The organism is Agrococcus phoenicis, assembly GCF_047302415.1.
Classification (GTDB): domain Bacteria; phylum Actinomycetota; class Actinomycetes; order Actinomycetales; family Microbacteriaceae; genus Agrococcus.
Genome location: NZ_CP154854.1, coordinates 1,678,114 through 1,697,771, shown reverse-complemented (window position 1 = coordinate 1,697,771; position 19,658 = coordinate 1,678,114). Strand labels below are relative to the sequence as shown.

Here is a 19,658-nt window from a genome sequence, read left to right as displayed (position 1 = left end):
GCGCGGGGCGGGCTCAGTCGTCGATCGACTGCAGCCCGTTCCACGCGGTGATGCCGAGCGGCGGGCCGTAGGCGGCCGCGGTGCCGCCGTTCGAGTACACGGCGGTGATGTGCCCGGCGCCGGTGGCCTCGTCGACGTTGGAGACCCATCCGGAGCCGGAGGCGCCGTCGCCCATGGCGCACGCCGCGCCGTAGTTCGCGTCGCCGCCGAGCCCGTAGCTCGGCTCGTCCTCCGCGCAGTAGCGCAGCACCTCGGCGTCGAACTCGTCGTTCCCCGGGTAGCCGGCGAGCACGACGCCGTTGGTCTCGGCCGTGAAGCTCACGCCCTGGCCGCCCACCGCGTCCTCGAGCGTGCCGCCGTCGAGCGGCGCGAAGCGGATGAAGCCGAAGTCGAAGCCCATCCAGCCGTTGTCGTCGGCGCCGTCGAGCCACCGGGTGTTGGCCTCCAGGTACTGCTCGGGCACCCACAGCTCCTCGGCCTCCCAGACGCCGAACGGCGCGTCGCCCTGCTCGTAGCCGGGGGCGAAGCGGATGGCGTCGAAGTAGTCGCGGGTGTCGTCGTCCCAGATGCAGTGCGCGGCGGTGACCACGATCAGGCCGCTGGCGGAGTTGATCACGGTGCCGCTGCACGTGAAGGCGCCCGCGTCGGAATCCATCTCGATGCGCCCCGTGGTCGAGAGCAGCAGGCTCTCGCCGCTCGTGTGCGGCCGGCCGGGGTAGAGCTCGTCGCCGGCGTCGCTCGTCGGCAGCGCGATGCCCGCTGCGACGAGAGGGGAGCCGAGCGTCGGCTCGAGCACCAGGTCGAAGGCCGCGTCGGGCAGGTAGCCGACGGCGGTCTCGCCGGGCTCGCCCGCGTAGAGCTCGCCCGTGTCGGCCGTCGTCTCGTCGCGCAGCGTGATCGGTGCGTCGGGCTCGACGGGCGTCACCTCCGGCAGCGGCGTGGCAGGCGTCGCCGGCTGCGTCTGGTCGGGCTGCTGGCGAGGCGTGGTGGTCTGCTGCGGCGCGGCGGTGGGCAGCGGCGGCGGCAGGATGCAGCCGGTCACGGTGAGCACGGCGGCGGCGCCGGCGAGCAGCGCGAAGGGCCGGAGGGCGGTGCGGGGAGGGCGAGGCGGAGGCATGGTGCGACTCACGCTAGAGGCACCGGGCGAGGGCAGGCTGAGCGTCGCCGTGCGCCCGCGTCGACAGATAGGGCCCCCGCTCGCTTCGACAACGCGAGGGCGCCTCGATACCCTCGATGGTTGTCCAGACACGCGCACGGGGGAGTACAGCCATGGCAGATCGAGCCGCACGGCGAGCCGATTGGGCTCCGACCGAGGTATGGGCGAGGCTGCGCAAGCCCGTCTTCATCCCCGCGGTGCTCATCATCGTCGGCATGGTCGCCTTCGCCGTCATCTACAGCGGCACGGGCGGGAACGCCTTCGAGGTGCTCAACAGCACCATCACCGAGGGTGTCGGCTGGTGGTACATCCTGGCCGCCACGGGCTTCGTGGCCTTCGCGCTCTACTGCGGCCTGTCCCGCATCGGCAGCATCAAGCTCGGCCGCGACGACGAGGAGCCGGAGTTCTCGACCCTGTCGTGGTTCACGATGCTCTTCAGCGCCGGCATGGGCATCGGGCTCGTGTTCTTCGGCGTGGCCGAGCCGCTGTCCCACATGACGACGCCGCCGGAGCGCGCGGGCGTCGAGGGCGGCACCGACAGCGCCGGCCGCCTCGCGATGGATCTCACGATCTACCACTGGGGTCTCCACGCCTGGGCGATCTACGTCGTCGTCGGCCTCGGCATGGCCTACATGACGTTCCGCCGCGGCCGCCCGCTGTCGATCCGCTGGCTGCTGGAGCCGCTCCTCGGCCGGGAGCGGGTCGAGGGCTGGATCGGCCACGCCGTCGACGTCGTGGCGATCGTCGGCACGCTCTTCGGCGTCGCCACGTCGCTGGGCTTCGGCGTGCAGCAGATCACCGCCGGCCTCGAGTACCTGGGATGGGTCGAGGGCTCGGCCACCTTCTCGGTCATCGTCATCGCCATCGTCACCGGCCTCGCCACGCTCTCGGTGATGTCGGGCCTCGACAAGGGCCTCAAGTGGCTGTCGAACATCAACATGTCGCTCGCGGCGCTGCTGGCGATCTTCGTGCTCGCGCTCGGGCCGACGCTCGTGCTGATCCAGGCGATGGTCGCCAACACCGGCAGCTACCTCGCGTCGCTGCCGGGCATCATGCTCGAGACGTGGCCGCTGGCCACCGACACCTGGGCGGGCGACTGGACCATCTTCTACTGGGGCTGGTGGATGAGCTGGGCGCCCTTCGTGGGCATGTTCATCGCGCGCATCTCCCGCGGCCGCACGATCCGCCAGTTCGTCTTCGGCGTGCTGCTCACGCCGACGCTGATCGGCATCGCGTGGTTCACGATCTTCGGCGACTCGGCGATCCTGCGACAGCTCTCCGACGGGGACATGCTCGTCGACGGCGAGGTGAACACGTACACCTCCCTGTTCCAGCTGCTCGAGACCTTCCCGCTCGCCGCGGTGACGAGCGTGCTGGCGATCGCGATCATCGTGTTCTTCTTCGTCACCTCGTCGGACTCCGGCTCGCTGGTGATCGACATCATCGCCACGGGAGGCGCGACCGAGACGCCGCGGCTCACGCGCGTCATGTGGTCGGTGCTCGAGGGCCTCGCGGCCGCGGTGCTGCTGCTCGTGGGCGGGTCGGCATCGCTCACCGCGCTCCAGACCGCATCGATCGCGACCGCCGTGCCGTTCTCGATCATCATGGTGCTGACGTGCATCTCGCTGCTGCGCGCCTTCCACTACGAGGTCGCGAACGCGCCGCGCTACATGCGCGCGCGCATCGCCTCCGCGCCGCCGGAGCCTGCCGATGCGCCGGCCGCGCAGGATCAGCCGAGGCGCCGCTGGCGCGGGCGCCGGGATGTCTCGTCGACCTTCGTCGGCCTGCCGGCGAGCCAGCCCGCGGCCGCGAGCCCTGCGGCCGGCGGCGAGTTCCTGATCGCGCTCCACGAGGTGCCGACCGAGGCGGTCGACCTGAGCGCCGAGGGCGTCGCGACGCTCGACGAGGAGCGCGTCGTGCAGGATCCGATCGCCGGCGAGGTGTTCGACACCCCCGAGTTCGCCGCCTCGCAGGCGGGTCTCGAGCACGAGCTGGAGCAGACCGCCGCCGAGGCCGAGGCGGGGGAGTCGCCGGAGGCGCCGGCGAGCCGCTGATCCACGCTGCCGGGCCCCGGGGATCGCTCCGGGGCCCGGCAGCGGTCGCGGCGATCTGGCGCTAGGCGGGCGGGTCGACGGCGACGAGCAGGATGCCCGTCCAGTGGCACGCGAAGGCGATCACGGTGCAGATGTGGAAGAGCTCGTGGAAGCCGAAGTGCCCGGGGAACGGGTTCGGCTTCTTCGTGCCGTAGAAGATCGCGCCGACCGTGTAGGCGAGGCCGCCGGCGATGACGAGCGCGGCCGTGGCGGCATTGGCTGCCCAGATGTCGCCCATGAAGGCGACCGCGGCCCAGCCGAGCGCGAGGTAGATGGGCACGTAGAGCCAGCGCGGGGCGGTGAGCCAGAAGACCCGGAAGGCGATGCCGAGGAGCGCGCCGCCCCAGATGACCGACAGCAGGATCCAGTCGGTCGGTGAGGTGAGCGTGAGCAGCGCGATCGGCGTGTACGAGCCGGCGATCAGCAGGAAGATGTTGGCGTGGTCGAGGCGCTTCATCACCACCCGCGTGCGCTCCTGCCAGTCGAAGCGGTGGTACACGGCGGAGATGCCGAACAGCAGCACGCCCGAGAGCGCGAAGACCGCGGTCGACCAGGTCGCCACGGCGCCGTTCGCGAGCACGACGAGCACGATGCCCGCGATGAGCGCGAGCGGCGCGGTCGCCGCGTGGATCCACCCGCGCCAGGAGGGCTTCCCCTCGACCTTCGCCTCGGCGATCGACTCGCCTGCGGCTGCGATGAAGGGGAGGTGCGCGCCGTCGACGACCTCGTCGAGGGAGCTGCCGTCGTGACTGGAGGAGTCGCCCGGAGCGCCGGGCGCGATGCGTGCTGCCATGCCTACAGCGTAGGGCGTACGCAGTACCGGAGGTGGCATCCGAGTCGGTGGGCGCCCGGTAGATTCAGCAGATGCGACTGCGCAGCGCCCCGGGCTCACGGCTCGTGTACCGCTACTACGAGCGGCGACTCCGCCGCGACCTCGAGCGCGCGCCCGTGCCGCGGCACATCGCCATGATCATCGACGGCAACCGCCGCTGGGCCCGCGAGCAGAAGCTCGCCACCGCAGGCCACGGCCACCGCGCCGGCGCCGTCAAGCTGCGGGAGTTCGTCGACTGGTGCGCCGAGATCGACGTCGAGGTCGTCACGATGTACCTCCTCTCGAGGGACAACCTGACCGGTCGCGCGTCGCAGGAGCTCGGCGAGCTGTGCGAGATCATCGCCGAGCTCGCCGACGACCTCTCGCACCAGCCGGGTCGCCGGATCCGTCACGTGGGCGACGTGCGAGGGCTGCCCGTGCCGCTCGTCGATGCGCTGCAGGGCGCCGTCGACCGCACGGCCGGCAACGACGGCCTGCAGGTGAACCTGGCGGTGGGCTACGGAGGCCGGCACGAGCTGGTCGAGGCCGTGCGGCGGATCCTGGAGCGGGCAGGGACGTCGAGCCCGGCCGAGCTGGCCGAGCGGCTGACGCCCGAGCTGATCGCCGAGCACCTCTCGACCGCCGGGCAGCCGGATCCCGACCTCGTGATCCGCACCTCCGGCGAGCAGCGCCTCAGCGACTTCATGCTGTGGCAGAGCGCGCACAGCGAGTTCTACTTCGTCGAGGCGCTCGGGCCGGACCTGCGCGAGGTCGACTTCCTGCGCGCCGTGCGGGCGTACGGGCTTCGGGAGCGCCGCTACGGGAGGTGACGCCGGGCATGTGCCCGGCAGGTTGCCGGCAGGTGAACAGAGCCGGCGCCTCCGTGTGTCGCCGAGCATGCGCGGGCGCCGAGCGTAGATTCGGCCCTGTCGGGCAGTTCCGCCCGGCAAGCGAGCGGCCTTCGCGCCAGCGAGCACCACGGGAGGCGATGGCCGCGTGATCCGACCCCGGTCGGAAGGAGCGTCACGTGCCTGATCTCGCCACCACCCCCGCAGCCGGAGCCGCCGAGGCCGAGCGCCTCGAGACCCGGCAGCGCACCTACGTGCTCGACACCAGCGTGCTGCTGTCGGACCCGGGGGCGATCCACCGCTTCGCCGAGCATCAGGTGGTGATCCCCGTCGTCGTGATCGCAGAGCTCGAGAAGAAGCGCCACGACCCCGAGATCGGCTACTTCGCCCGCAAGGCGCTGCGCAACCTCGACGACCTGCGCACCGTCCACGAGCGGCTCGACTTCCCCGTGCCCACCGAGGGCGGCGGCAGCCTCCGGGTCGAGCTCAACCACTCGAACCTCGCCGTGCTGCCGAGCGGCCTGCAGCTGGGGGACAACGACTCGAGGATCCTCGCCGTCGCCTCGAACCTCGCCGGCGACGGGCTCGACGTCTGCGTCGTCTCGAAGGACATGCCGATGCGCGTGAAGGCCGCCTCCATCGGGCTCGCGGCCGAGGAGTACCTGGCGGAGCAGGCTGTCGACTCGGGCTGGACCGGCATCGCCGAGCTCGCCCTCTCGGGCGAGCAGATCAACGCCCTCTACGAGCAGGAGCGGCTCGAGACGGCGCTCGTGGCCGACATGCCGCTCAACACCGGCCTCGTGATCTCCTCCGAGCGCGGATCCGCCCTCGGCCGCGTGACGCGCAGGGGCGAGATCTCGCTCGTGCGCGGCGACCGCGAGGTCTTCGGCGTGCACGGCCGCTCGGCCGAGCAGCGGCTCGCGATCGACCTGCTGCTCGACGACGAGGTGGGGATCGTGTCGCTCGGCGGCTCTGCGGGCACGGGCAAGTCGGCGCTCGCCCTCGCTGCCGGCCTCGAGGCGGTGCTCGAGCGTCGCCTGCACAAGAAGGTCATCGTCTTCCGGCCGCTGTACGCGGTGGGCGGCCAGGAGCTCGGGTACCTGCCGGGCGACAAGGACGAGAAGATGAACCCCTGGGGGCAGGCGGTCTACGACACGCTGGGCGCGCTCGTCGGCGACAACGTGCTCGACGAGGTGGCCGACCGGGGCATGCTCGAGGTGCTGCCGCTCACGCACATCCGCGGGCGCTCGCTCCACGACGCGTTCGTGATCGTCGACGAGGCGCAGTCGCTCGAGCGCAACGTGCTGCTGACGGTGCTCTCCCGCATCGGGCAGAACTCTCGCGTGGTGCTGACGCACGACGTCGCGCAGCGCGACAACCTGCGCGTGGGGCGGCACGACGGCATCGCGGCCGTGATCGAGACGCTGAAGGGCGAGGACCTCTTCGGTCACGTGACGCTCATGCGCTCGGAGCGCTCGCGCATCGCCGCGCTCGTGACGAGCCTGCTGGAGGGCTAGCGGCGCCGCTCTGGTGCAGCGTGATGGAGCGGGTCGGGATCGGCGCACGAACTCGGACGGTCGCGCCCTCGGCTGCCACCGGGGTCGGACGTCGCTCGCGAGCTCGGAGCGCAGCGGGGCGGCCGTCGGCTCTCGCGGCGAGCGTGTGCGCATGCAGCAGCTGACGGCGGTCGAGGCGCGCCGGATGCGGCTGGTCGCGCAGGGGCTCGACCGTCGTGCTCGCGCGGGTGCTGACGACGGGAGCGCTGCCAGCAGGGGCGCCAGCCGCGGCAGCAGCGCAGGCGGCGGCGCCGGGGGAGCGGCCTCCGCGCTCGGTCGCACGCCGACGCAGGTCGTGCGGCGGATGGTCGCGATGCAGGGCCAGGACCTGCTGCAGGTGCTGCAGGCGATCGCGATCCGCTCGGCGCCCGGCACGAGCCTCGACGACGTGCGCGCGGTGTTCGACCGCGGCGAGCTCGTGCGGTCGTGGGCGATGCGCGGCACGCTCTTCGTCGCGACACCGGATGCCCTCGCGTCGCTCCACGCGGCGGTCGCTGGGCGGATGCGCACCCGGGAGTGGCGGATGTGCCTCGACCGCGGCATCGACGAGGCGGCGGCCGAGCGCTCGGCCGCCGTGCTCGTGGAGCTGCTCGCCGATGCGCCGCAGCCGCGCCCAGCGCTCATGGCCGCGTGGGAGGCGGCGGGGATCGACGTCTCCGGCGGCCGCGGCTACCACCTGCTCGCGCTGCACTCCTACGCCGGGCTCGTGCGGTTCGGCCCGTTCGCCGGCACGGCGCAGCTGCTCGTCGGCGGCGCCGCGCCCGCAGTGCAGGGGCCGGATGCGGCGCTCGCCGAGGCAGTGCGGAGCCTCGTCGCCGCGCGGGCGCCCGTCAGCGAGGCCGACATCGCCTGGTGGCTGGCGCTGCCGAAGTCGACGGTGCGCGCGGCCTTCGCTCGGGCCGAGGGCATCCGCGAGGTGCTGGTCGGCGGCGCCCCGATGCTCGTGGTCGAGCAGGGCCTCGAGGGCCGGCGCTCCGGGGTGCTGCTCGTGCCGGGCTTCGACGAGTGGATCCTCGGCTATCGCGATCGCTCGCTCACGGCGGGCGCCGAGATGCACGCCGCGCTCGTGCCGGGCAACAACGGCGTCTTTCAGCCCGCCGTGCTCGTCGACGGGCGCGCGGTCGGGCGCTGGCGCGCCGCTCGGGGTCGCGGCGCGCCCACCGTCGAGCTGATCGAGCAGGTGTCGGCGGCGACCGCCGCCGCGATCGAGCGCCACGTCGCGGCCTGGCCGCACGGCTGACCGGAGCCCTGCGGCCCGAGGTCCAGCGGCCTGAGGCACCGAGGGTCCGGCGTCAGAGCTCCAGCACGCCCCGCCAGACGCTCTCGCCCGAGTGCGTGGGATCGCCGTCGAACGGCTCGACCGAGACATCCACGATCGGGTAGCCGGCGAGGTCGAGCCCGTCCGGGAGCACGATCTCGGTGGTCGACGCGTCGAACAGGCCGACGCTCACCATCCCCTGCACGTCGCTGTCGATGAGCCACACGTCGAGGTAGCCGTCGACCTCCGGCAGCCGGTCGGCCTCGAGCAGCAGCACGCGATGCCCGTCGCGCTCCACGATCCGCGCCTGCGCCGGATCGACGATGGGCTGCAGCGGGTCGAGCTGCACGGCGGCGAGGCTCGATCCCTGCGCGCCGGAGCCGAGCTGACCGACCGAGAGCCAGACGGCGCCTGCGGCGATCGCCGCGGAGGCGAGGCAGGCGGTGACGAGCGTCGCGACGCCGAAGCGGCGAGAGCGCCGACGCCGCGGTGCGACGTGCCCGGAGCCGGTCGCCGATGCCGCCGGCTGCTCCGACTCGGCGCTCGGGGTCGATGCGTCGTGGCTCGCAGCATCCGTGCTCGGACCCCCTGCAGCGGCGGACACCGATCCTCGCGCTGCGCGCGGTGCCGACCCCTCCTCGACCTCTGCGGCGATGCGCTCCCAGAGGCCGGCGGACGGGGCGGCCGGCGCGACGGCGCCCGCGCGCATGCGCACGGCGGTGCGCCGCAGCGCTTCGACCTCGCCACGGCACTCGCCGCACGCCGCGAGGTGCGCGCTCGCCTCGGCACCGGGCTCGCCGAGCGCGATCGCCGCGATCTCCTCAGGCGACAGGTGTCGCATGCGCGTCCTCCCATCGGTCTCGCAGGCGCCGGAGCGCCCGCGAGAGGTGACTCTTGACCGTGCCGACAGGCATGGCGAGGTCGTCGGCGATCCACGAGGCCGATCGATCCTCCAGCACGGCCAGGCGCACGATGGTGCGCTGCGGCTCACCGATCCGCTCGAGCTCCTCGGCCACGGTGAGCGCGTCGATCACGGCATCCGGCACCGGGTCGCCGTCGCCGTGCTCGAGGTGCAGGGCGAGGTCAGCAGGGTCGGTCGGCTGCTCGTGCGCGCTGCGCGCCCGCCAGTGGTCGGCGATGCGCCGACGCGCGATCCTCATGATCCACGCTCCGAGCGGTCCGGCATCAGGGTCGTAGCCGGCGCGCGAGCGCCAGACCGAGACGAAGGTCTGCTGCACGACGTCCTCCGCATCCTGCGGCGGCATCGCTCGGCACGCGATGGCGTAGACCATGCCGCCCCAGCGCTCGTAGGCCGCCCGCAGCGCGTCCGCGTCATCGCGCGCGAACGAGCGCGCGATGCGATCCTCCTCGATGGCTGCATCGGACACCTGCTCACGCTATCCCAGGTCGCCGGCTCATGACCGGACCGGTGTCGCCGTCACGACGATGTTGTCCTCGTACGCGCCGGCGGCCGCATCCCACTCGCCGCCGCACGTGATGAGGCGCACGACGTGCTCGCCGCTGCGGGCGAAGAGCGACTCGAGCGGCAGGTCGTCCTTCGAGAGCTGCTCGATCGAGGTGATCTCGAACCGCTGCAGCTCGCCAGATCGCATCTCCACCTCCACGACGTCGCCGGCGCTCGCCTGCAGCACCGCGGCCATCGGCGCGGCGCCGATGTCGCTGTCGACGTGCGCGGCGAGCACGGCAGAGCCGTCTGCCGCGCCGGGCTCCGGGCCGTAGCGGTACCAGCCGAGCTCCGACACGAGCTCCGGCACATCCATCTGCCCGTCCTCGCGCACCCCGACCGGCACGACGCCGAGGTCGAGGCCCACGGATGCGACGCGCACGCGCGCGGGCTCGTCGCGGGAGGCAGCGGGTGCGGTGGGGGCTGCGTCGCGGAAGCCGACGCCGGCCGGCGCCGCGGGCGACTCGGTCGCGGCAGGCGCTTCGGTGGCATCCGGCGTCGCGATCGCCGTGCTCGGCGCGCCGCTGGGCGCACCCGTCGGCGCGCCCTCGCTCGCGGCATCCAGCCCGCGGGGGATCAGGAGCCACGCGCCGACCGCGATCGCGGCGATCGAGACGATCGCGAGCAGCGCCCGGATGCGACGCTGGCGCACACGCAGGGGCTCCCGCCGCGACCTGCGCGACGGGAGCCCCTGCTGCTCGTGCATGCTCAGCGCTGCTGCCCAACCGGGCGCAGCGTGCGAGCGGCGACGGCCGCGAGGCCGAGCAGGCCGGCGAGCACGATGCCCACGCCGAGCGCGCGCTGGCCGTCAGCTGCGCCACCGAGGCCCGAGGGCACGCCGGTCGGAGCGGAGTGCGCCTCGACCGTCTGCACCGCGAGGTCGAGCGAGCCGTCCTCGGCGCTGCCCCATGCGGTCACGATGGTGTTGACGCCCTCGGCGAGCTCGAGGTCGGCCGGGCCGATCACGACGTCCTCGGTGCCAGCGAGCACCACGTCCGCAGCGACGGTGCCTGCGGCGGTGTCGAGCATGGCCTCATCCGGGTTCGTCAGGCCCTCGACGACGGCGTCGCCGTTGGCCCGCACGTCGACGGCCGGGGCCGCAGCGAGGTGGCGGACGGTGAGGCGCGTCTCGCCGGCGGCGATCGGCTCGGTGCTGTTGGCGAATGCCGACAGCGTCGGGTCGCCGCCCTCGGTGAGGTGGGCGACGAGCGTCAGGTTCGCCGAGGCGGGCACCTCGACGCCCATCGCCTCGATCGCGGGCTCCGCCGAGTCGGGCATGTCTCCGTCTGCGAACACCTGGATGTCGTAGCTGCCCGGGGCGAGCATCATCGGGTCGGTCAGGGTGCCGGGCTCGAAGTCGGCGATGGCCTCTTCGCCATCGATGTAGACGTCGACCGTGAGGCCGGGCACGCCGTGCAGCACCGACACCGTGGAGTCCCCTTCGGCAGCCATGGCGGGTGCTGCGGCGAATGCCGACAGCGCGACTGCGGCTCCGACGCCGATCGCGAGCTTGCGCTTCATGATGTCTCCTTGATCCGTGCGGCGCCGGATGCGCCGTCTGCTCTGGTATCGCAGCGGCGACCCCGATCGGTTGCAGCGCCCCGTCGACCGTGCATCCCGGGCGTGTCGCGGCGGTGCGGCACGCGCGCCGGCAGATGGCCGTGCGCTGCGGCTGTGGAGGGCAGCATCCGCCGCGCGCCCTCCAGCACTACGGTGTCGGCCATGACCGACCGGGCAGCGCCGACCGCGCGCGGCGACGACGCCCCCGACTCCGGGCTGTGGGGCCCGGTGCGGCCGGTGCGCCTGCGGGCGTCCGACGGGCTCGGCATCCCCCTCGCCGTCGCGGTCGCGGTGCTGCTGATCGCGCGAGGGCTCGATGCGGTCGCCGTCGTGCCGCTCGTCGCGGCCGCTGCAGCCGCGCCGGCGCTCGCCCGCATCGACATCCTCGAGCGACGCCTGCCGAACGCCATCACGGTGCCGCTGCTGCTGCTCGGTGCGATCGCCTGCACCGCGCGGGCGGCCGCGGGCGACCTCGCCATGCTCGCGGCCGTGGGGGTCGGCGCCGCGCTGCTCACGATGGCGGTGGTCGGCGGGATGGGGATGGGCGACGTGAAGCTCGGCACGGCCCTCGCCCTCGCGAGCGCGCCGCTCGGCTGGGCGGCGCCGCTCCTGGCCCTCGCCGCATCCGTCATCGTCGGCGGGGTCGCGGGGCTCGGAGCGCTCGCGCTGGGCCGGCGGACGATCGCCTTCGGCCCGTGGCTGCTCGTCGGCCATGCCGTGGCCGTCGCGACGCTGGTCGCCGCGCGTTGATCGGCGCACGACTGAGCTCGGCGCGCGCCGTGTGACGCTCCGTGACAGCCCGATTGCTGCCGGGAGGGCGCGCGTTCCTAGCGTGGAGCCATCACGCACCACCTGCCCGCACCACCTGCCAGCACCACCTGAAGGAGCCACCATGTCTCACCGCAGCCTCCGCCGCTCCGCCGGCCGATCCCTCGCCGCAGCCGGAGCGCTCGGCGCCGCGCTCGCCCTCGTGGGCTGCGCCGCCGGGTCGGCGCCCGCCGACTCCGAGGCAGGCGCACCGGCCGATGCCGCCGCATCGACGCTCGGCACGCCCGAGAACCCCGTGCAGCTCGGCGTCGTGGGCGCTGCCGAGGCCTACTGGACGGCCTTCGAGGAGGCCGTCGAGGCCGAGGGCATCGAGCTCGACATCATCGACTTCACCGACTACAACCAGCCGAACCCCGCCACGAGCGAGGGCGAGCTCGACATCAACCAGTTCCAGCACATCATCTACCTCGCGAACTACAACGCGCAGGCCGGCGACGACCTGCAGCCGATCGGCTCGACGGCGACCTACCCGATCGGCCTCTACTCCTCGCAGCACGAGTCGGTCGAGGAGATCCCCGACGGGGCAGAGGTCATCGTGCCGAACGACGACACCAACCAGGCGCGCGGCCTGCTGGTGCTGCAGTCGGCGGGTCTCATCGCGCTCGAGGAGGGCGGCACCCCGTACTCGACCGTCGACGACATCATCGAGGAGGAGTCGCGCGTCACCGTGAGCGCTGTGGACGCGGCCATCACCGCCACCTCGCTGCCCGACGTCGCGGCCGCGATCGTCAACAACGACTTCCTGACGGATGCAGGCATCGACCCGGCCGATGCCATCGCCCAGGACGACCCGGCAGACCCGGCCGCGCAGCCCTACATCAACGTCTTCGCGACCACGGCCGAGAACGCCGACGACGAGGTACTGAACCGCCTGGTCGAGATCTTCCAGACCGACGAGGAGGTGCAGGCCGGCGCGCTCGAGTCCTCCGGCGGCACCGGCCTGTTCGTCTCCACGCCGAAGGCCGAGCTGCAGGAGTCGCTCGCCGCGGTGCAGGAGGCGCTCGAGCAGTAGCGCGCTGGAGCTCAAAGCGGCGGCCCTTTCGGGCCGCCGCCGCGACGCCAGCGCCGCCGCCCGTCCCGGGCGGCGGTCTGCGCAGGAGCAGCGCCGCCGCGATGCCCTTACCGCCGCCCGTCCCGGGCGGCGGACCGCGCAGCAGCAACCCAGCCACACGACCTCATCAGCCGAGCACCCCGACCTCAGGAGCCCCCATGTCGCACATCGTGATCGACCGTGTCTCGAAGCGGTTCCCGCCGGCCAAGCGGGGCGGCGACGCGATCGTCGCCGTCGACGACGTCTCGCTCGCGATCGAGCGGGGCGAGGTCTTCGGCATCATCGGCTACTCCGGCGCCGGCAAGTCGACCCTCGTGCGGCTCATCAACCAGCTCGAACCGGTCACCGACGGCACGATCACCGTCGGCGACGTCGACATCAGCGCGCTGCGCGGCAGGGCGCTGCGCGAGCAGCAGACCGGCATCGGCATGATCTTCCAGCGCTTCAACCTGCTGACCTCGCGGACGGTCGCCGGCAACGTCGCCTACCCGCTGGAGGTGATCGGGGTCGCGAAGGCCGAGCGCCGCCGGCGCGTCGAGGAGCTGCTGGACTTCGTGGGCCTCGGCGGTCGCGCCGACGCCTATCCGGAGCAGCTCTCGGGCGGCCAGCAGCAGCGCGTCGGCATCGCCCGCGCGCTGGCCGCGAACCCGCAGATCCTCCTCGCTGACGAAGCCACCTCCGCCCTCGACCCCGAGACGACGGCCGAGGTGCTCGACCTGCTCGCGCGCGTCAACCGCGAGCTCGGCGTCACCATCGTCGTGATCACCCACGAGATGGAGGTCATCACCCGCATCGCGGATCGCGTCGCCGTCATGGAGGCGGGGCGCGTCGTGGAGACGGGCCCCACCTACGACGTCTTCACGAGGCCGCAGACCGCGGTCGCTCGGCGATTCGTGCAGACGGTCGTGCGGGCGCTGCCGGAGGGCGACGAGCTCGCCCGCCTGCGCGCGCAGCACGAGGGCCGCTTCTTCACCATCTCGTTCATGGACGAGGGGGCGTCGGAGGCGCGGGTCTTCGCGGCGCTCGCGAGCGCGGGCGTCGACTTCAACCTCGTGCACGGAGGGGTCGACGACATCCGCGGCCGGGTCTACGGGCTGCTGACGATCGCGGTGCGCGGCGACGACGCCGCGGTCGAGCGCGCGGTCGCCGGCATCGGCGCAGGCGTCAGCGTGGAGGAGCAGCGATGAGCGACGTCGTGGGCGTCCTGCCCGACCTCCTCGAGCAGACCGGCATCATGCTCTGGATGGTGGCGGTCTCGCTCCTGCTCGGCGGCATCGGCGGGCTGATCATCGGCACCGGGCTGTACGTCACGCGGCGCGGCGGCATCCTGCAGCAGGGCGCGGTGTGGTGGGTGCTCAACATCCTCGTCAACACGTTCCGGCCGATCCCGTTCATCATCCTGCTCGCCGCGCTGCAGCCCATCGGGCGGCTCGTCGTCGGCAAGGGCATCGGCACGGAGTACGCGGTGTTCGCCATCGCCATCGCCGCGACCTTCGGCATCGCCCGCATCGTCGAGCAGAACCTGGTCGCGCTGCCGACCGGCGTGATCGAGGCGGCGCGAGCGACAGGGGCGAGCCCGTGGCGCATCATCCGCACGGTCGTCATCCCCGAGTCGCTCGGCCCGCTGGTGCTCGGCTTCACCTTCGCGGTCATCGCGATCGTCGACATGTCGGCCGTCGCGGGCCTCGTCGGCGGCGAGGGGCTCGGCAATTGGGCCGTGACCTACGGCTACCGGCAGTTCGACGAGGTCGTGACCTGGTCGGCGCTCGTGGTCGTCGTGGTCGTCGTGCAGCTGATCCAAGCGCTCGGCAACGGCCTGGCTCGCCGCATCATGCGGCGCTGACGCGCTCGCTGGCCATCACGCCGACGCCGGAAGCCGGCGCCCGCGCCGAGGCTGTCGGGATGGGCGATCGGTCGCTAGGCTCGCCGTCGTGCTCGACGACGCCACCCTGCTCGCCATGGCGAGCGACCTCAGCCGGGTCGACGGCGTGGCGGGCGTCGTGCTCGGCGGCTCCCGCGCGCGCGGTGCCGCGGCGCCGGGCTCCGACGTCGACCTGGGCGTCTACCTGCGCGGGGCGGTGGACGAAGGCGCGATCGCGGCCCTCGCCGAGGCGTGGTCGGATGCGTCGGCGGCGGAGCCGCGCTGGACCGCGTCGGGCGCGTGGGGGCGGTGGGTCGACGGCGGTGCCTGGCTGGTCGTGGGCGGCACGCCGGTCGACTGGATCCGGCGCGACCTGTCGCGGGTGGAGGCGCAGTGGGAGCGCGCGCAGCGGGGCGACGTCGCCGTGCATGCCCAGCCGGGGCACCCGCACGGGTTCCTCGACGTCGCCTACTGCGGCGAGCTCGCCCTCGGCCGGGTGCTCGCCGACCCGAGCGGAGCGCTCGAGTCGCTGCGGGCGCAGCTGCAGGAGATGCCCGCACCGCTCGGCGATGCGCTCGCAGGCCGCATCTGGGAGGCGCAGCTCACGGTCGACGCGGCCGCGAAGGCGGCTCCGCGCGGCGACGCGAGCTACGTGGCGCTCTGCATCGCGCACGCGACGCTCATCGCCGCGCACGCCATCCACGGCCGCGATCGCGCGTGGTCGACGAACGAGAAGGGGCTGGTCGCCGCGGCAGCGCGCCTGCCGAGCGCGCCGGCGGGGTTCGCCGCGTCCGTGACCGACGCGCTCGCGCTCGGGGACGCCTCCGCTCCCGCCCTCGTCGCCGCGGTCGGGCGCGCTCGCCTCCTGGTCGACCGCGTCGAGGCGGCCGTCGCGCGCTGATCGGCCCCGAGGACGGCGCGCACCGGGCGCTCCGCCGGGCCGACGCCTCGCCCGCCGCGACGAGTCCCGTCAGTCGGCCGGCTCGGTCAGCGCAGCGGCATAGGCGCGCACCGACCGGTTGTACCGGGGCAGCGTCGGTTCGACGGCTTCGATGGCCACGCGCAACGCTTCGGCGTGACGGCCGGCCGAGTGCAGCGCGAGCGCCAGGAACACCCGCGGCGAGGCCCCGGTGGTCGGGTGCATCGGCGCGGCCTCGAGCACCTCGATCGCCTCGTCGACGCGGCCGGTGTTGCGCAGCGTCGAGCCGTACTGCACAGCCAGCTGCGCGTGCTGCTCGGGTGCGAGCCCGAGGCGCAGGGCGCGCTCGTACTCGCGCTCGGCCTCATGTTCGCGGCCGTGGGAGTCGAGCATGCCGGCGAGCTCGAACGCGGCCCGCCCGTCCGCGCCCGGATAGGCCGTTGCGAGCGACCGCATCGCTGCGATGGCAGCATCGGCGGGCAGCTCGTCGAAGCGCTCCCAGAGCTCGCCGACCGCCGCGCTCCACGCCGCCGCCTCCCACTCGGTGCTCATGCCGCGGCGCTCACAGCTCGAGCCCGGTGTGGTGCGCCGCGAACGCCAGCTGATCGGCGAACTCGAGCGCCGCGGCGTCCTTCGGCTTGCCCATGCCGTGCCCGGCCCTGGTGTCGACGCTCAGCAGCACCGGCGCATCGGTCGTCGTGCTCCTGGCGGCCTGCGCCCGCTGCAGCTCGGCCGCGAACTTGAACGAGTGGGCCGGCACGACGCGGTCGTCGTGGTCGCCCGTCGTGATGAGCGTCGGCGGGTGGTCGACGTCCTGCCGCACGCTGTGCAGCGGCGAGTAGGCGCGCAGCCAGCGGTGGGCCTCGGCGTCGTCGGGGTCGCCGTAGTCGCTCGTCCACGCCCAGCCGATGGTGAAGCGGTGGAACCGCAGCATGTCGAGCACGCCCACGCCCGGCAGCACCGCCGCCCACAGCTCCGGCCGCTGCGTGAGCGCCGCGCCCGCGAGCAGCCCGCCGTTCGAGCGACCGTGCAGCGCGAGCTGCTCGGCGGTCGTGACGCCGGTCGCGATGAGGTGCTCGGCGATCGCGAAGAGGTCGTCGAAGACCTGCTGCTTGCGCTCCTTCGTGCCGCCCTTGTGCCACTCCGAGCCGAACTCGCCGCCGCCGCGCAGGTTCGGCACGACGAGCACGCCGCCCGCACCGACCCACGCCGCCAGCACGGCGCGGAACCCCGGGTTCATCGGGATGTTGAAGCCGCCGTAGGCCCAGATGAGCGTGGGGCGGTGCCGGTCGCCGACGTCGCCCTCCGGCCGCACCAGGAAGGCGGGCACGATCTCGCCGTCGGTCGAGGCGGTGCGGATCCGTGCTGTCACCGCCGCGGGCGCGCTCGTTCCGGGCGTGGCGAGCGCGCGGTGCGAGACGAGCCGCGCGCCGTCGGTCTCGATGACGTGCCGCGTGCCGCGGTCGACGAAGCTCTCGGTGCTGACGAGGACGGTGCTCGAGGCCTCCGTCGCATCCGATCCCGTGATCGAGATGCCCTCGCCGAGCGGCACGACGTCACCCAGCAGCCCGTCGAAGGTCGCGAGCTGCATGCGGTGGCTCGCGTCGTGGGAGTACTCGAGCACGATGCCGGATGCGGTGAGCGAGGCGTCGAGGAGCACGTCCTCGGGGTGCTCGGGCACGAGCGTCGTCTCTGCCCCCGTCTCGAGGTCGAGCACCGCGAGTCGGTAGCGAGCCGCGTCCGCGTCGGTGACGGCGTAGAGCCGGCCCTGGCGCACGCCGATCGCGCTCCACTCGTGCTCGTGGCCCTCGACGAGCTGCGTGAGCCCGTCGTCGCCGTGGCGGCCGACGGCCAGGTCGTTGCCGCTCGACGAGCCGGTGTCGGTCGAGAGCACGAACCAGGTGTCGTCGCGGGGCCAGTGGCGCGCGAACATGCGCGGCTCCTCCGGGTTCGACCACAGGATCGTGTCCTCGGCGGGGTCGGTGCCGACGCGGTGCGCCATCAGTCGGCCGGCGCCCATCTCGTCGGTGAGCGCATCGCCGGTGGGCGCGTCGTAGCGCCAGTAGGAGAAGGAGGCGTCGTCGAACCAGACCGCGCTGTTCCACTTCGTCCACGGGATCTCGTCGGCGAGGTCGTCGCCCGTGGCGACGTCGCGGACGCGGATCGTGCGCCAGTCGGAGCCGCCGTCGGCCGCGCCGTAGGCGAGCAGGCGCCCGTCGGGCGAGACGCTCGCCATCGTGACCGCCACGGTGCCGTCGGCCGAGAGGGCGTTCGGGTCGAGCAGCACGCGAGGCCGCTCCGCGCCGCCACCGTCGGCAGCGCTGCCCTCGAGCCCGTCGACCGAGTCGGCGACGACGAGCACCGGCTGGTTCTGGCCGTCGCTGTGCCATGCGAAGACGCGGCCGCCGCGCATCCACGGGCACCCGCGCGTCGGTGCCTGGAGCAGCGCCGTCAGGCGCTCGCGGAAGGCGGCGCGCGCCGGCAGCGCGGCGAGCACCGGCTCGGCGAACGCGTTCTGCGCCTCGATGAAGGCGCGGGTCTCGGGGGAGTCGCCGTCCTCGAGCCAGCGGTACGGATCAGCGATCGCCTCCCCGTGGATCGTCTCGACCGTGTCGTCTCTCCGCACCTCGGGGTATCGCATCCGACCACCCTACGAGGCGAGCCCTGCGCCGTGCTGCAGGTGACGCGGCCCAGGCGAGGGAGGTGCTCCCTCGCAGCAGCCGCATCGCCTGCAGAGCGCGAGGAGACAGGGGGATGGCCAGCCGAGAGGGGCACCCGCCGCAGCGGGTGCCCCTGGTGCTCGTGGCCGGCGCGTCGTCGCTACTTCGCGACGCCCGGGTGCGTCATCGACAGCAGGTCGAGCGCCTTGTCCATGTCGGCCTCCGAGAGCTCGCCGCGCTCGACGTAGCCGAGGTCGATGACGGCCTCGCGCACGGTGATGCCCTGCGTGACCGAGTGCTTCGCGATCTTCGCAGCGGCCTCGTAGCCGATGAGGCGGTTGAGGGGGGTGATGATCGACGGGCTCATGCCGGCGAGGGCCGCGGCGCGCTCCAGGTTGGCCTCGAGCCCCGCGACGGTCTTGTCGGCGAGCACGCGCGAGGCGTTCGAGAGCAGCCGGATCGACTCGAGCAGCGCCGTCCCCATCACCGGGATCTGCACGTTCAGCTCGAACGAGCCAGAGGCGCCGGCCCAGGCGATCGTCGCGTCGTTGCCGATGACGCGCGAGGCGACCATGAGCACGGCCTCGGGCACGACCGGGTTGACCTTGCCGGGCATGATCGACGAGCCCGGCTGCAGGTCGGGGATCGCGAGCTCGCCCAGACCCGTGTTGGGGCCGGAGCCCATCCAGCGCAGGTCGTTGGTGATCTTCGTCAGCGACACGGCGATGGTGCGCAGCGCGCCGGATGCCTCGACGAGGCCGTCGCGGTTGGCCTGCGCCTCGAAGTGGTTGCGCGCCTCGGTGATCGGCAGGCCGCTGGAGGCGGCGATCTCGGCGATGACCCGCTCGGGGAAGCCGAGGGGGGTGTTGATGCCCGTGCCGACGGCCGTGCCGCCCTGCGGCACCTCGGCGACGCGGGGGAGCGCGGCCTGGATGCGCTCGATGCCGTAGCGGATCTGCGCGGCGTAGCCGCCGAACTCCTGGCCGAGGGTCACGGGCGTCGCGTCCATGAGGTGCGTGCGCCCGGGCTTGACGGCGTCGGCCCAGAGGGCCGCCTTCTCCTCCAGCGCGCCGGCGAGGTGCTCGAGGGCGGGGATCGCCTGCTCGAGCAGGGCGCCGGTGACGGCGATGTGCACCGAGGTCGGGAACACGTCGTTCGACGACTGGGAGGCGTTCACGTGGTCGTTCGGGTGCACGGCCTCGCCGCGGTGCTTCGTCGCGAGCGTCGCGAGCACCTCGTTCATGTTCATGTTCGACGAGGTGCCGGAGCCGGTCTGGTAGGTGTCGACCGGGAACTGGTCGTGGTGGGCGCCGCCGATGACCTCGTCGGCCGCGGCGACGATCGCGTCGGCGATCGACGCCTCGAGGATCCCCAGGTCGCGGTTCGCGATCGCCGCGGCGTGCTTGATGCGGGCGAGCGCCACGATCTGGGCGGGTTCGAGGCCCGAGCCCGAGATCGGGAAGTTCTCGACGGCGCGCTGCGTCTGCGCGGCGTACAGCGCGTGCGTGGGCACGCGCACCTCGCCCATCGTGTCGTGCTCGATCCGGTAGTCGACGTCGTTCACTGCGCTGTGCCTTTCGTTGGCGGTATCG

The 19,658-nt window shown here is 73.2% G+C and carries 18 protein-coding genes; 9 read left to right on the top strand and 9 right to left on the bottom strand.

Annotated features, from left to right (window positions below; translation table 11 throughout):
* Positions 1-13: 13 nt before the first annotated feature.
* Complete coding sequence (locus AA0Z99_RS08160; protein WP_413316598.1) at positions 14-1,117, bottom strand: trypsin-like serine peptidase; 1,104 nt, start codon at positions 1,115-1,117, stop codon at positions 14-16.
* A 152-nt stretch (positions 1,118-1,269) separates the two neighbouring features.
* On the opposite strand from AA0Z99_RS08160, the gene AA0Z99_RS08155 reads away from it, so the two are divergent.
* Positions 1,270-3,210, top strand: coding sequence for a BCCT family transporter (locus tag AA0Z99_RS08155; protein WP_413316597.1), 1,941 nt, complete (start codon positions 1,270-1,272; stop codon positions 3,208-3,210).
* Positions 3,211-3,271: 61 nt separating this feature from the next.
* On the opposite strand, the gene trhA is transcribed toward AA0Z99_RS08155, so the two are convergent.
* On the bottom strand, positions 3,272-4,042 hold the full coding sequence (gene trhA / locus AA0Z99_RS08150) for a PAQR family membrane homeostasis protein TrhA (RefSeq protein WP_413316596.1): 771 nt from the start codon (positions 4,040-4,042) through the stop codon (positions 3,272-3,274).
* 71 nt (positions 4,043-4,113) lie between these two features.
* Here trhA and uppS point away from each other — a divergent pair, with 71 nt between their 5' ends.
* The 3 genes from uppS to AA0Z99_RS08135 all read left to right on the top strand — a co-directional run bounded on the left by uppS (position 4,114) and on the right by AA0Z99_RS08135 (position 7,704).
* Positions 4,114-4,890: a polyprenyl diphosphate synthase gene (gene uppS / locus AA0Z99_RS08145; RefSeq protein ID WP_413316595.1), complete on the top strand. Its 777-nt coding sequence runs from the start codon at positions 4,114-4,116 to the stop codon at positions 4,888-4,890.
* 197 nt (positions 4,891-5,087) lie between these two features.
* Entirely contained in the window at positions 5,088-6,425 is a 1,338-nt protein-coding gene (locus tag AA0Z99_RS08140; protein ID WP_413316594.1) for a PhoH family protein, read from the top strand.
* Positions 6,426-6,576: 151 nt separating this feature from the next.
* The gene (locus AA0Z99_RS08135) at positions 6,577-7,704 is read left to right on the top strand and encodes a winged helix DNA-binding domain-containing protein (protein ID WP_413316593.1); all 1,128 of its coding nucleotides are present in this window, start codon (positions 6,577-6,579) and stop codon (positions 7,702-7,704) included.
* Positions 7,705-7,756: 52 nt separating this feature from the next.
* Here the strand turns inward: AA0Z99_RS08135 and AA0Z99_RS08130 are convergent, their stop codons facing one another.
* The 4 genes from AA0Z99_RS08130 to AA0Z99_RS08115 are packed head-to-tail and all read right to left on the bottom strand — an operon-like array spanning position 7,757 to position 10,708.
* Positions 7,757-8,563, bottom strand: coding sequence for an anti-sigma factor domain-containing protein (locus AA0Z99_RS08130; RefSeq protein ID WP_413316592.1), 807 nt, complete (start codon positions 8,561-8,563; stop codon positions 7,757-7,759).
* A complete protein-coding gene (locus tag AA0Z99_RS08125; protein WP_413316591.1) occupies positions 8,544-9,110 on the bottom strand; it encodes an RNA polymerase sigma factor in 567 nt (188 codons plus the stop codon). Before AA0Z99_RS08125 ends, AA0Z99_RS08130 begins: the two co-directional genes overlap by 20 nt.
* Positions 9,111-9,137: 27 nt before the next feature.
* On the bottom strand, positions 9,138-9,893 hold the full coding sequence (locus tag AA0Z99_RS08120) for a sortase domain-bontaining protein (protein ID WP_413316590.1): 756 nt from the start codon (positions 9,891-9,893) through the stop codon (positions 9,138-9,140).
* A gap of 2 nt (positions 9,894-9,895) precedes the next feature.
* Positions 9,896-10,708, bottom strand: coding sequence for a DUF4397 domain-containing protein (locus AA0Z99_RS08115; protein ID WP_413316589.1), 813 nt, complete (start codon positions 10,706-10,708; stop codon positions 9,896-9,898).
* A 201-nt stretch (positions 10,709-10,909) separates the two neighbouring features.
* On the opposite strand from AA0Z99_RS08115, the gene AA0Z99_RS08110 reads away from it, so the two are divergent.
* The 5 genes from AA0Z99_RS08110 to AA0Z99_RS08090 all read left to right on the top strand — a co-directional run bounded on the left by AA0Z99_RS08110 (position 10,910) and on the right by AA0Z99_RS08090 (position 15,388).
* Positions 10,910-11,497, top strand: coding sequence for a prepilin peptidase (locus AA0Z99_RS08110; RefSeq protein WP_413316588.1), 588 nt, complete (start codon positions 10,910-10,912; stop codon positions 11,495-11,497).
* A gap of 142 nt (positions 11,498-11,639) precedes the next feature.
* On the top strand, positions 11,640-12,587 hold the full coding sequence (locus AA0Z99_RS08105; protein ID WP_413316587.1) for a MetQ/NlpA family ABC transporter substrate-binding protein: 948 nt from the start codon (positions 11,640-11,642) through the stop codon (positions 12,585-12,587).
* Positions 12,588-12,784: 197 nt separating this feature from the next.
* The gene (locus tag AA0Z99_RS08100) at positions 12,785-13,813 is read left to right on the top strand and encodes a methionine ABC transporter ATP-binding protein (RefSeq protein WP_413316586.1); all 1,029 of its coding nucleotides are present in this window, start codon (positions 12,785-12,787) and stop codon (positions 13,811-13,813) included.
* Positions 13,810-14,469 (top strand): methionine ABC transporter permease, encoded by a 660-nt coding sequence (locus AA0Z99_RS08095; protein ID WP_413316585.1) that lies wholly within the window; start codon positions 13,810-13,812, stop codon positions 14,467-14,469. The genes AA0Z99_RS08100 and AA0Z99_RS08095 overlap by 4 nt, the downstream gene beginning before the upstream one ends.
* An 88-nt stretch (positions 14,470-14,557) precedes the next feature.
* The gene (locus tag AA0Z99_RS08090; protein WP_413316584.1) at positions 14,558-15,388 is read left to right on the top strand and encodes a nucleotidyltransferase domain-containing protein; all 831 of its coding nucleotides are present in this window, start codon (positions 14,558-14,560) and stop codon (positions 15,386-15,388) included.
* 69 nt (positions 15,389-15,457) lie between these two features.
* Here the strand turns inward: AA0Z99_RS08090 and AA0Z99_RS08085 are convergent, their stop codons facing one another.
* From AA0Z99_RS08085 to AA0Z99_RS08075, 3 genes are all read right to left on the bottom strand, one after another.
* Positions 15,458-15,958, bottom strand: coding sequence for a tetratricopeptide repeat protein (locus AA0Z99_RS08085; RefSeq protein WP_413316583.1), 501 nt, complete (start codon positions 15,956-15,958; stop codon positions 15,458-15,460).
* Between the two features lie 10 nt (positions 15,959-15,968).
* A complete protein-coding gene (locus tag AA0Z99_RS08080) occupies positions 15,969-18,047 on the bottom strand; it encodes a prolyl oligopeptidase family serine peptidase (protein ID WP_413316582.1) in 2,079 nt (692 codons plus the stop codon).
* Between the two features lie 179 nt (positions 18,048-18,226).
* A complete protein-coding gene (locus AA0Z99_RS08075; protein WP_413316581.1) occupies positions 18,227-19,630 on the bottom strand; it encodes a class II fumarate hydratase in 1,404 nt (467 codons plus the stop codon).
* Positions 19,631-19,658 lie beyond the last annotated feature (28 nt).

Bases quoted from the DNA above. Each gene is read 5' to 3' on its own strand.
- AA0Z99_RS08160 (WP_413316598.1), bottom strand. From the start codon at position 1,117: ATGCCTCCGCCTCGCCCTCCCCGCACCGCCCTCCGGCCCTTCGCGCTG.
- AA0Z99_RS08155 (WP_413316597.1), top strand. From the start codon at position 1,270: ATGGCAGATCGAGCCGCACGGCGAGCCGATTGGGCTCCGACCGAGGTA.
- trhA (WP_413316596.1), bottom strand. From the start codon at position 4,042: ATGGCAGCACGCATCGCGCCCGGCGCTCCGGGCGACTCCTCCAGTCAC.
- uppS (WP_413316595.1), top strand. From the start codon at position 4,114: ATGCGACTGCGCAGCGCCCCGGGCTCACGGCTCGTGTACCGCTACTAC.
- AA0Z99_RS08135 (WP_413316593.1), top strand. From the start codon at position 6,577: ATGCAGCAGCTGACGGCGGTCGAGGCGCGCCGGATGCGGCTGGTCGCG.
- AA0Z99_RS08130 (WP_413316592.1), bottom strand. From the start codon at position 8,563: ATGCGACACCTGTCGCCTGAGGAGATCGCGGCGATCGCGCTCGGCGAG.
- AA0Z99_RS08120 (WP_413316590.1), bottom strand. From the start codon at position 9,893: ATGCACGAGCAGCAGGGGCTCCCGTCGCGCAGGTCGCGGCGGGAGCCC.
- AA0Z99_RS08115 (WP_413316589.1), bottom strand. From the start codon at position 10,708: ATGAAGCGCAAGCTCGCGATCGGCGTCGGAGCCGCAGTCGCGCTGTCG.
- AA0Z99_RS08110 (WP_413316588.1), top strand. From the start codon at position 10,910: ATGACCGACCGGGCAGCGCCGACCGCGCGCGGCGACGACGCCCCCGAC.
- AA0Z99_RS08105 (WP_413316587.1), top strand. From the start codon at position 11,640: ATGTCTCACCGCAGCCTCCGCCGCTCCGCCGGCCGATCCCTCGCCGCA.
- AA0Z99_RS08100 (WP_413316586.1), top strand. From the start codon at position 12,785: ATGTCGCACATCGTGATCGACCGTGTCTCGAAGCGGTTCCCGCCGGCC.
- AA0Z99_RS08095 (WP_413316585.1), top strand. From the start codon at position 13,810: ATGAGCGACGTCGTGGGCGTCCTGCCCGACCTCCTCGAGCAGACCGGC.
- AA0Z99_RS08085 (WP_413316583.1), bottom strand. From the start codon at position 15,958: ATGAGCACCGAGTGGGAGGCGGCGGCGTGGAGCGCGGCGGTCGGCGAG.
- AA0Z99_RS08080 (WP_413316582.1), bottom strand. From the start codon at position 18,047: ATGCGATACCCCGAGGTGCGGAGAGACGACACGGTCGAGACGATCCAC.